The organism is Atopostipes suicloacalis DSM 15692, from assembly GCF_900129085.1.
Lineage (GTDB): Bacteria > Bacillota > Bacilli > Lactobacillales > Carnobacteriaceae_A > Atopostipes > Atopostipes suicloacalis.
Window position 1 is genome coordinate 51,736 of record NZ_FQUF01000014.1, and the last position, 10,758, is coordinate 62,493.

The following is a 10,758-nucleotide window of genomic DNA, read 5'->3' on the forward strand; positions in this document are numbered from 1 at the left end:
GAGGATTTACCTAGACGTACTTTCTTTTTCGCATTTGAGAATCGTTGAAAGTTCTTCGCAAAAAAACTCGACAGATTAGCTGTCGAGTTTGAGTATTTTATTTTATTTTATTTTGTTTTATTTTGTTTGTTGCAAGAATTAATTAATGATTCGAACGTTTACCGTGCGACGTCCCCAATTCATTGCTTGACTGACTGTTGAAAAGTGGATGTCAATAATTCTTCCATTGATGGCTCCGCCTGTGTCGCCTGCTACATAAACGCCTAATCCTTGAATTTCTACTAAACTACCTAAGGGAATAACACTTGGGTCTACAGCGATAACTCGTGGGTTTACTCGTAAGTCAATTCCTGTAGCTGTATGTGTGCTTAATCCTGGTTCTTGCGTAGAGTAACCTGTTGACTGGATGCTCATCCATGACCCGGATTGGTCTTTATTTTCTTGATTTTCATTTTTTTCGTTACTTGGAGTAGGTTTTTTTTGTGAACTTGATGTTGTCGTTGTATTTGATTTCTTTTGCTCTGCTTGTTTTGGAGCGGATGCAACTTCAACTTTTGTTTGTTCTTGTTCAGCCGCTTTTCTTTGCTCTTCGGTTGCTTTTCTTTGTTCTGCAGCTACTCGTTTGCGTTCTTCTTCTGCATGGATGGCTGCCTCTTTTGCATCAAGTTCTTCTAATTGATCTTGATTGGCTGCGAGAGTAGTTTTTAAGTCTGCTAATTTATTTTCGAGTGTAGCTTGTTGTTCAACTGTTTGTTCTTGTTTTGAGTTTAATTCTTCTTTATAAACGAGTAAGTTTTCTTTTAATTCATCTAGTTTTTCTTGTTCTGCTTGAGCTTCATTTAACTGTTCTTCACTTGCACCAGTTAAAACGGTTGCTGCATAGGCTTTATTAACCAAGTCTGTTAGGCTTTCTGCTTGTAATAAACTCAAGATAATATTTTGATTAACTTCACTTTTTTGCAAAGCTTTTAACTGATCAGCTGTATATTCGTATCGTTCTTGTACGACGATTTCTTGTTGGGCAATTTCATCTTCTGTTTGATCAATTGATGCTTCGTGTTCTTTAATTTCTTCTTTTAATTGTTCGAGAGCAATTGAAAGTTCGCTTGTTTCTGTTAATTTGTTATTAACCTCTTTTTGTAATTGAGTAACTTCAGTTTCTACTTCTTTTTTCTGATTTTGAATGTTTTCCAATGAGCTCGCTGAAACGGGTGGAATGACTAGAAATTGTGTAGCAATAAACGCAAAAGCCACAATTCGTTTAATCCATTTATTCATATGCTTTTAGGAATCCTTTCTTCATTTGAATTATTCTATAAATGCTTACTTAGACGGCCTGTGCCATCTACTTGAAGTATTCTATATCGAAAAAAGAAGAGATAGATGTCAATCGGATTACTTTTCCTTATCAAAATCGTAATTTTTGTAACAAACCTAGTCATTCTTACATAAATTGTAACTTAAACCTCTTTTATTAAACAAATCTTACTTATTTGTTCATATTCTTTCACGTTTTCTATATAGAGCCTTCATAAAAGATTCTAAAAAAAAGCCGCTTAGGTAGATTTCTCTTTTTTTGTTATAATGGGTTTAATGAATAAATATCGGATTTTGGGGAGAAAGGAATTGATTCTATAATGGCCACCATTAATGATATTGCAAAACATGCGGGTGTTTCAGCAGCTACTGTCTCCCGTGTGATTAACGATAGTGGTTATGTGAGTACAGAAACTAGAAAGATAGTTGAAAAGGCGATTGCCGATTTAAACTATGTACCTAATCGCCATGCTCAAAATTTACGACGAGGTGCCACTCGAAATTTTGGGATTCTCACCTCTTCTCTTGAAGAACCGGTCCTTGCTCGTATTGAACCGTTTATGCAATTCGCGAATGAAGCAAATTACACAACTACCTTATTCAACACTTACAATGATCCCCAACGTGAAATAAACGCTTTAGATCGATTAAAATCAAAAGAGTTGGATGGTATTTTTTTAATTTATCGGACAAATGAATGGTCCGCTATTGAGCCTTATACAAAATTTGGTCCTATTGTTACTTTGCATAATATTGAAAGAGTGGATTTAAATATTAAATCCGTTTTTATTGACCATTATGAAGGGTACAAGTTAATTCTTGAAGACTTGTGGCAAAATGGTGCTCGTTCGTTTATTAATATTTTAGGAAGAAGTACAGGGGTTAATACTAAAAGACGGATTAAAGCTTATTTTGATTTTTGTGAAGAACACAAAATAAAGCCTCATGATATCCATCCTTTCCTCGACATTACAAGTAGGAAAGGAACACTCAAAGCGATTGAACTTCTGGATGAAATGCCCACTAAGCCCGATGCAATTATCACTCATTCCGATCAAGTCGCTAGTTTTATTGTCTCTCATTTTCGCAAACACGACATAGAAATGCCTGAGGAAGTTGCCGTAGTCGGTTTTGATAATTTGATTATTAGTGATTTAATGGATTTTACTTCCATGGATTATTCCATAAAAGAACAAGGACGAAATGCTTGTCGACTATTATTAAATGAATTAGGAGCAGGGCCTTATGAACTCAAGCCTCTTCAATTCACCTTAAGCAAACGTGGCACAACCAAATAAGCTTTAGTTATGGGGCCCCCATAGCTAAAGCTTTTTTATAAAAACTATTTTATGTAATGAAGAATAGTGTCAATGAATGAGTTGTTTACTCATTCATTGACACTATACATCGATTATAGATGTTATTTAATTGGGTTCCAATTTCGATACACTTCAAACATTAATACACTAGCTGCTACGCTCGCGTTTAAACTTTGTACGTGGCCTGTCATAGGAATGGTAATTAGCTCGTCCACATTTTCTTTGACCAAACGAGACATTCCTTTTCCTTCATTGCCAATGACTAAGCATATTGGCGAATCGGTATTCCAATGTCGATAGTCGGTTCCTTGCATATCTGTTCCAAAAACCCACATCCCTCGGTCTTTTAGCTCTTGAATGGTTTGAGAAAGGTTGGTTACTCTGGCCACTTTAACATATTCGATGGCGCCAGCGGAAGCTTTTGAAACGGTTGACGAGAGATTGGCTGAGCGTCGGTTAGGAATAATAACACCATGAACGCCAGTTACATCGGCTGTTCGGATAATGGATCCTAAATTATGCGGATCTTCCAAGCCATCTAGCATCACGAAAAAGGGACGTTCTTCTTTAGCTTCTGCGATTTCAAACAATTCATCAATTGTGGCATATTCAATCGGACTTGTAGACAAAACAACCCCTTGGTGATTTTGATGGTCGCTTAATTGATCGAGTTTATTTTTAGGAACATAACTGATCACGATTTTATTTTTATTGGCTAAATTGATAATTTCATCGATAGGACGTCCTTCGCTTCCGTCTTGTACGAATAATTTATTGATTTTTCGATTGGCGATTAGTGCTTCTTTGACTGGATGACGGCCAATCACAAATTCTTCATCATTTAAGTCTTGCATTTGCTGATTATCATTTTTTCTTGGCATTAATTAAACCCTTCCTGTTGATTAATCCATTGAATACAAAGTGTGGTCAATTCATTGCGTCGTTTTTCTTGTTTCGTCAAATACAAATAGCCCATCAATGCTTCAAAACCTGTAGATTGTAAATAAGTCTGAATATCTGTATTTTTAGCTTTTGTATTAATTTTCGAATTTCGTCCACGTTTGTAATAAGTTTCTTCTTCTTCGGTTAAGAGTTGCTCGTCTTTAAAATAACGAATAATTTTGGCTTGTGCCTTCGCAGAAACATACCGTGTTGCCTGGTGATGGAGTTGATTAGGTCTTGTTTGACCAGACTCTAATAAGTATTGGCGAATCGACAGCTCATAAGCCGCATCCCCAATGTATGCGAGCGCAAGGCCATTTAATAGTTTGGCTTCTTTTTTATCCATTAATTTTGCTCTCTTTTCCAACGAATTCCTTGAGGAGTATCTTCTAGAAGAATTCCTTTATCTTTTAATAAGTCTCGTATTTGGTCAGCTTGTTCAAAATCTTTAGCGGCACGAGCTTCTTCGCGTTGTTGAATTAAACGTTCGATTTCTTCGTCTAGTAAATCTTCTTCGGTTTGTAAATTCTCGATTCCAAAAATAGCAAGTAGTTCTGTCAGATCTTTTAACATTCTTTCAAGAATTTTCTTAGAGACTTCAGCTTGTTCCAACATTTTATTTAATTCACGGATCATTTCATAAATGATGGTTATTCCATTTTGTGTTTGGAAATCATCATCCATTGCTTCCGTAAAACGAAGAATGCCTTCTTCCCATTGTTTTTCTCTTACAGCATCATCCGGCAAACTATCAACTGCAGTACCTAGGCGATGGGTTGCATTTTCGATGGCTGTTTTGATATGGGTAATATTGACTTTGGCATCCGTTAAAGCTGTTTTTGAATAGGTCAATGGACGGCGGTAATGAGCAGTAGCGAGGAAGAATCGTAAAACATCGGGATCATATTCTTCTCTTAAGTCTTTAACAAGTTCCACATTGCCTAGAGATTTACTCATTTTTTCGTTCCCCATCGTCACAAAGCCATTGTGCATCCAATAGTTGGCAAATGTTTTCCCGGTTACAGCTTCTGTTTGAGCAATTTCATTTTCATGATGAGGGAAAGTTAAATCCTGCCCTCCAGCATGGATATCAATGGTTTCACCTAAATATTTGCGAGCCATGGCGGAGCATTCGATATGCCAACCGGGACGTCCTTTGCCCCAAGGAGAATCCCAACTAATCTCACCTGGTTTTGCTTGCTTCCAAAGGGCAAAATCAATAGGTGCCTCTTTTTTATCCGTATCCTCTTCACCTAAACGGTTACTTGCCCCTGCTTGTAATTGGTCAATAGTAATCCCGCTAAGTTTTCCATAATCTTTAAACTTCTTCGTATGGTAATAGACATCGCCATCAGCTTCATAAGCATAACCATGGGCGATGAGTGCTTCTACAAATTCAATGATTTCTGGTATATTGTCCATTACTCGCGGATGACAGGTCGCTTTTTTGACCGATAAAGCCTCGGTATCAGCAAAAAATGCTTGGATAAACCGATTGGCCACATCGGGTGCATCGGTTTTAAGCTCTTTAGCCGCTTGGATAATTTTGTCGTCAACATCGGTAAAATTCGACACATAATTCACTTCATACCCTCGATATTCAAAATAACGACGAATGGTATCAAAAGAAACGGCGCTTCGAGCATTCCCAATATGAATGTAATTATAGACGGTCGGTCCACATAAATACATTCTTATCTTTCCCTCTTCTATGGGTTTAAAAGGCTCTTTTTTCCTCGATAATGTGTTATAGATTTGTATCATTTTTTAAGCTCCTGTTCTTTGAGTAATCATTCCTATTATATAACAAATGATCCATAAAATATAAACCTACTTTGATTAAGGTTTTTTCCTTTTCAAAATAGGTTTATAAGGTTATTTCATTCTAGTTTTGAAGAAGATTTAAAGCTTCTTCTAAGTGGCTGAGCACTTGTTCTTTCCCTAATAACTCGATAGCATCTCCAAGTTGTGGACCATGTTCTTGTCCTGTTGTAGCTACTCGGATTGGCATAAATAGGTTCTTTCCTTTAACGCCTGTTTCTTTTTGAACAGCTTTAATGGCTTTGCTTATTTCACTAGCTTCAAAGGCTTCTTCGTCCAAGGCAGTAATTTCTGCTTTAAAGGCCGTAAGAACCTCCGGAACCGTTTCACCCGCAAGAATTTCTCTTTCGCTTTCTGACCAATCAATCGCTTGGTCAAAGAATAAACCAGCTACTTCAGGTAATTGTGCGGTGTAGCTCATTTGATCTTGGTAAAGAGAAGTTAGCTTCTTATAATGTTCATATTCGGCATCCGATAAATCTTCCGCCACATAACCTTCCGCTTGTAAATGTGGGAGGACTTGCTTGATTAACTCATCGAGATCTAATTCTTTTAGATATTGGTTTGCAATCCAGTCTAATTTATGAGCATCAAAGGCAGCAGGCGAAGTTCCCAAACGCTCATAATCAAATATTTCTACCAACTCTTCAGGTGAGAAAATTTCTTCTTCCCCTACTGGTGACCAACCAAGTAATGAAATAAAGTTGAATAAAGCATCTGGTAAGTAGCCAAGTTCTCGGTAATCTTCGATAAACTGTAAAATTTCAGTATCTCGTTTACTTAATTTCTTGCCTGTTTCTGCATTAATAATCAATGTCATATGACCAAATTTTGGTGGTTCCCAACCTAAGGCTTCATAAACCATCATTTGTTTTGGTGTATTTGAAATATGATCGTCTCCACGTAAAACATGGGAAATTTCCATATAATGATCATCTACAACAACTGCAAAGTTATAAGTTGGCATACCATCACGTTTTTGAATGACCCAATCGCCACCTACTGATTTTGCTTCAAAAGAGATGTCCCCTTTGACCATATCTTCAAATTCAAAGGTTTCTTCTTGTGGAACTCGAATTCGTACACTTGGTGTTAAGCCTTGTGCTTCTTTCTCGGCTCGTTCTTCATCCGTTAAATGCGCACATTTTCCACTATAATGAGGCATAATTCCTTGTGCACGCTGTTCTTCACGTTCAGCTTCAAGTTCTTCAGAAGTACAGTAACATTTATAGGCTTTATCCTCTTCTAATAATTGCTCAATTAGTGGTTCATATAAAGATAAGCGTTCAGATTGACGATAAGGACCAAAATCCCCACCAACATCTGGACCCTCATCCCAGTCGATGCCTAACCATTTTAGATTCTCTAATTGGCTAAGTTCTCCTGCTTCCACATGGCGTTTACGATCCGTATCTTCTATCCGAATAATCAAATCTCCACCATAATGTTTAGCAAATAAATAATTAAATAATGCTGTACGAGCATTTCCTATATGCAAAAAGCCAGTAGGACTTGGTGCATAACGAACACGAACGTTGTCGTTCATTTGTATTCCCCTTTCAAATGTTTAAAATCATTCAATTAACACTCTTAATCTTCGATAGCTCTTGGTTCATCTTGTAATTTCGCAAAAATCATTCTTCCAGCGTTCGTTTGAAGCGAACTGGTGACAATCACGTCATGTTGTTCATTAAGGTGAAACTTACCTTCCTCAACAACAACCATTGTTCCATCGTCTAAATAAGCCACTCCTTGTGAACGTTCTGTTCCTTCTTTAACAATCAAAACACGCATTGTTTCTCCAGGAATGACGACGGGTTTTAAAGTATTCGCTAATTCATTAATGTTTAAAACCGGAACATTTTGAAATTCAGCGACTTTATTTAAATTATAATCATTGGTGATGACTACACCATCTAATTTCTTCGCTAAATGGACAAGTTTCATATCCACTTCATCTGATTCTGGAATTTCATGTTCATCCATTTTGACAATTACGCCGTCTTCTTTTTGAAGAGCATTTAGAATATCTAAGCCTCGACGACCACGAACTCTTTTTAATGAATCAGAAGAATCGGCAATATGCTGCAATTCTTTTAAAACATAGAAGGAAATAACAAAGACTCCTTCTAAGAAACCTGAACGAATAATATCTAAGATCCGACCATCAATAATAACGCTGGTATCTAGGATTTTATACTTTCGATAATTTTCGCCTTCTTTCCGATCGAGTACCTCATTGTCTTCCTGCTCCTCACTACGTGGCATGAATAAGCGACGAATTTCTTCTCGTCTAGATGACATAAATTCAAAACCAATATAAGCAAATAATACCGTTAAAATAATAGGTACAACATCACTAATTATTGGGGTTGAGAAAGCAAACAAGGACAAGTTAATCAGCCAAGCAACCACTAAACCTAAAATAGCACCTACTGTTCCGAATAAAATATAAGATGCATTCAGTGTGCTTACATACTCTTGTAATTGATGAATTGCTTTTTCAATGGGTTTACTTATTAATAAGCTTGCTATAAAACCAATTAAAATTCCAACAATTATGCTAAAAATTGATGTATGGGTCCAGGTAATTTGTGGAAATAGATAAATGAATAAGTCCGGTAAAAAGTTATACCCAATACTTCCAAATACTAACACAATAGCTAAACCTATTAATTTTGATAATGAAAACATTTTATTCCTCCTTTCAAAAATATAAATTTCTAAGATTCTTCTTGCTTTTTTATAATGCTTGATTAATTACATCTTGTAATGTTAAACAACCAATAACTTCAATACCTTTAGGGACTGTCCAGCCTTCTAAGTTATTTTTCGGAATAAAGATCCGTTTAAATCCTAACTTAGCTGCTTCGTTAATCCGTGTTTCAATATTTGAGACACGGCGGATTTCCCCGGTTAAACCGATTTCTCCCACAAAACAGTCTGTTACGTTTGTTTCTGTTTCTCGGTAACTGGAAGCAATACTTACTGCAATCGCCAAGTCAATCGCTGGTTCATTTAGTTTAACTCCACCAGCTGTTTTTAAATAGGCATCATAATTTTGTAACAATAACCCTACCCGTTGTTCGAGTACGGCCATAATTAATGACACACGATTATAATCAAAACCACTTGCAGTCCTCTTCGCGTTTCCGAAGGCTGTGGGTGTAACGAGGGATTGGACTTCAACTAATAATGGACGTGTTCCTTCCATCGCTGATACCACCGCAGAACCGGATGCTCCTTCTAGACGTTCTTCTAAAAATAATTCTGAGGGATTCAGAACTTCCCGCAAGCCAGTATCTCGCATTTCAAAGACACCAATTTCGTTGGTTGATCCGTATCTATTTTTAACGGCTCGTAAAATTCGATAAGATTGGTGTCGCTCGCCCTCGAAATAAAGGACGGTATCTACCATATGTTCTAACATTCTAGGCCCTGCAATATTTCCTTCTTTGGTCACGTGGCCCACAATAAAGATGGTTACATTATTTGTTTTGGCTAGCTGCATAAGAAAGGCAGTTGATTCTCGAACCTGTGACACGCTTCCGGCGACGCTATCGATTCTTGGATGATACATGGTCTGAATTGAATCAATAATGATATAGTCTGGTTTTAGTTTTTCAATTGTCTCTACAATTAGGCTTAAGTCTGTCTCTCCATAAATGTAAAAATCTGTCTCAGAAATAGTTAACCGTTGGGCACGCATTTTAATTTGACTGGGGCTTTCTTCACCCGTTACATATAATACGGTGCCGCCAATTTGATTTAACTCAGCTGAAACCTGTAAAAGTAATGTGGACTTTCCAATTCCTGGATCTCCACCAATCAAAACTAAAGAACCTGGCACAACGCCTCCACCAAGTACACGGTTAAATTCATCTAAGCCTGTTTGAACTCGTCCCGTTTGTTCAACTTTAACGTCTTTTATTGTTTGTGCTTTAGAAACTTCTTTTGATAAGGAAACCCGGCTTCTAGTATCTGCTTCTTGGGAGATCTTTTCTTCAACAAATGTATTCCATTTACCACAAGAAGGGCATTTCCCCAGATATTTTGCAGATTCATACCCACATTCTTGACACATAAATACCGTTGATTTCTTTTTTGCCAACTCGTTTCCTTCTTTCCTTAAAATTAATGCAATGTACATTCCTTACATAAACGGCATCACTTATTATAGCATATTTTAAGCTTTTCCGGTTGCTTTACGTACTATTCTTTGAAATATTTCATGCAATTTTCACTAATTTTTCCCAGATGAACCAAAGCCACCTATGCGACTTCCTAAATTCCCCGTTTCACCATCCGCTGTATAATAAGGCGTGAAAATACCTTGCGCAATTCGATCGCCTTTTTCAATGGTGTAATCTTCTAAACCATAATTAATTAATTGGACAAAAATTTCTCCTTCATTGCCATTATTATTGTAATAGTCAGAATCAATAATTCCAATACCATTTGGTAAAGATAAATTATGTTTCAATGGGTTACTTGAGCGATTCACAAGCATTAAATATTCATTTTCTGGCATATACGCTTTGATTCCAGTTGGGACCAGCGTAGATTTTAAATAATGTTTGTTTTCTTCAACGACTTCTTCTTTTTCCATTGCTTTTACCCCAGCATTTTTGGAAAGGATATTCCAAATGGATGGAATGACTGTATCTTCAGCAGCTGCAATATCATAGCCTGCTGAACCTTTTGTCGCTCGCTTTGGTAATGATAAGTTTTTATCTACGTATTTCGTCACAATTTCAAATCCTCTAATTTTTTCCATGAACATCACCTTTACTTGAATTAATTTTTATAGGACTTTCCTATAAATTAAGCACCGATACTATCTTACATTAAAATTAAGTTTTTTGGGTTAAAGTCTATAGAATTTTTATAGAAATTATAATAAGTCAAAAAAGTATCTGCTCATTAATAGAGAACACTCTACGAATAAATGAACAGATACTTTATTTATTTTATAGCAAAAAATTATTTTTACAATTCAGTTCCATTGGTTTCAATGACTTTTATTTGAAAAGAAAATGCTAAAAAGAGACAAAAAAGCATCTCTCATGGTATAATTAAATCATGAAAATTTTAAAAATATTTACTTAATTGAGTACTAGTTTCTGTTGCCGCAGACCTAGTGCTCTTTTTTCGTCATATGGTACTTTGTCATCTAGAATCTTATAAATAATCCGTAGTAACTTGTGCCCACATGCCACAACTGCTTTTATTTTGGTTCCTCTGTTAGATATTCTGTGATATAACGATCCAAAAGCTGGATCACGTGACCTTCCGGCCATTCCACCACTCGTAATTAGGGCTGTTTTTAAATATTTATTCCCTCTAGTTACTCTCGAAG

9 protein-coding genes and 1 pseudogene are annotated in these 10,758 nt (G+C 36.4%); 1 reads left to right on the forward strand and 9 read right to left on the reverse strand.

What is annotated here, in order from left to right; all coding sequences use genetic code 11:
* Positions 1 to 138 precede the first annotated feature (138 nt).
* The gene (locus BUB96_RS05565; protein WP_073297612.1) at positions 139 to 1,278 is read right to left on the reverse strand and encodes a 3D domain-containing protein; all 1,140 of its coding nucleotides are present in this window, start codon (positions 1,276 to 1,278) and stop codon (positions 139 to 141) included.
* Between the two features lie 359 nt (positions 1,279 to 1,637).
* On the opposite strand from BUB96_RS05565, the gene BUB96_RS05570 reads away from it, so the two are divergent.
* Positions 1,638 to 2,615 carry a LacI family DNA-binding transcriptional regulator gene (locus tag BUB96_RS05570; protein ID WP_073297613.1) on the forward strand — a complete coding sequence of 326 codons (978 nt, stop codon included), beginning with the start codon at positions 1,638 to 1,640 and terminating at the stop codon, positions 2,613 to 2,615.
* Between the two features lie 122 nt (positions 2,616 to 2,737).
* On the opposite strand, the gene rlmB is transcribed toward BUB96_RS05570, so the two are convergent.
* The 8 genes and pseudogenes from rlmB to BUB96_RS10565 form a co-directional block, all read right to left on the reverse strand.
* Positions 2,738 to 3,517 (reverse strand): 23S rRNA (guanosine(2251)-2'-O)-methyltransferase RlmB, encoded by a 780-nt coding sequence (gene rlmB, locus BUB96_RS05575; RefSeq protein ID WP_234945801.1) that lies wholly within the window; start codon positions 3,515 to 3,517, stop codon positions 2,738 to 2,740.
* Positions 3,517 to 3,924 carry a Mini-ribonuclease 3 gene (locus BUB96_RS05580; RefSeq protein WP_073297614.1) on the reverse strand — a complete coding sequence of 136 codons (408 nt, stop codon included), beginning with the start codon at positions 3,922 to 3,924 and terminating at the stop codon, positions 3,517 to 3,519. The genes rlmB and BUB96_RS05580 overlap by 1 nt, the downstream gene beginning before the upstream one ends.
* On the reverse strand, positions 3,924 to 5,342 hold the full coding sequence (gene cysS, locus BUB96_RS05585) for a cysteine--tRNA ligase (RefSeq protein ID WP_073297615.1): 1,419 nt from the start codon (positions 5,340 to 5,342) through the stop codon (positions 3,924 to 3,926). Before cysS ends, BUB96_RS05580 begins: the two co-directional genes overlap by 1 nt.
* A 121-nt stretch (positions 5,343 to 5,463) precedes the next feature.
* The gene (gltX, locus tag BUB96_RS05590) at positions 5,464 to 6,945 is read right to left on the reverse strand and encodes a glutamate--tRNA ligase (protein ID WP_073297616.1); all 1,482 of its coding nucleotides are present in this window, start codon (positions 6,943 to 6,945) and stop codon (positions 5,464 to 5,466) included.
* A gap of 44 nt (positions 6,946 to 6,989) precedes the next feature.
* On the reverse strand, positions 6,990 to 8,093 hold the full coding sequence (locus BUB96_RS05595; protein WP_073297618.1) for a PIN/TRAM domain-containing protein: 1,104 nt from the start codon (positions 8,091 to 8,093) through the stop codon (positions 6,990 to 6,992).
* A gap of 49 nt (positions 8,094 to 8,142) precedes the next feature.
* Positions 8,143 to 9,510: a DNA repair protein RadA gene (radA, locus tag BUB96_RS05600; protein WP_073297621.1), complete on the reverse strand. Its 1,368-nt coding sequence runs from the start codon at positions 9,508 to 9,510 to the stop codon at positions 8,143 to 8,145.
* 132 nt (positions 9,511 to 9,642) lie between these two features.
* Positions 9,643 to 10,176, reverse strand: coding sequence for a dCTP deaminase/dUTPase family protein (locus tag BUB96_RS05605; RefSeq protein ID WP_073297623.1), 534 nt, complete (start codon positions 10,174 to 10,176; stop codon positions 9,643 to 9,645).
* Positions 10,177 to 10,504: 328 nt separating this feature from the next.
* A pseudogene (locus BUB96_RS10565) lies at positions 10,505 to 10,758 on the reverse strand (hypothetical protein); the annotation flags it as partial.

Coding starts and splice junctions, on each gene's coding strand:
- BUB96_RS05605 (WP_073297623.1), bottom strand. CDS start 10,176: ATGGAAAAAATTAGAGGATTTGAAATTGTGACGAAATACGTAGATAAA.
- BUB96_RS05580 (WP_073297614.1), bottom strand. CDS start 3,924: ATGGATAAAAAAGAAGCCAAACTATTAAATGGCCTTGCGCTCGCATAC.
- BUB96_RS05570 (WP_073297613.1), top strand. CDS start 1,638: ATGGCCACCATTAATGATATTGCAAAACATGCGGGTGTTTCAGCAGCT.
- cysS (WP_073297615.1), bottom strand. CDS start 5,342: ATGATACAAATCTATAACACATTATCGAGGAAAAAAGAGCCTTTTAAA.
- gltX (WP_073297616.1), bottom strand. CDS start 6,945: ATGAACGACAACGTTCGTGTTCGTTATGCACCAAGTCCTACTGGCTTT.
- rlmB (WP_234945801.1), bottom strand. CDS start 3,517: ATGCCAAGAAAAAATGATAATCAGCAAATGCAAGACTTAAATGATGAA.
- BUB96_RS05595 (WP_073297618.1), bottom strand. CDS start 8,093: ATGTTTTCATTATCAAAATTAATAGGTTTAGCTATTGTGTTAGTATTT.
- BUB96_RS05565 (WP_073297612.1), bottom strand. CDS start 1,278: ATGAATAAATGGATTAAACGAATTGTGGCTTTTGCGTTTATTGCTACA.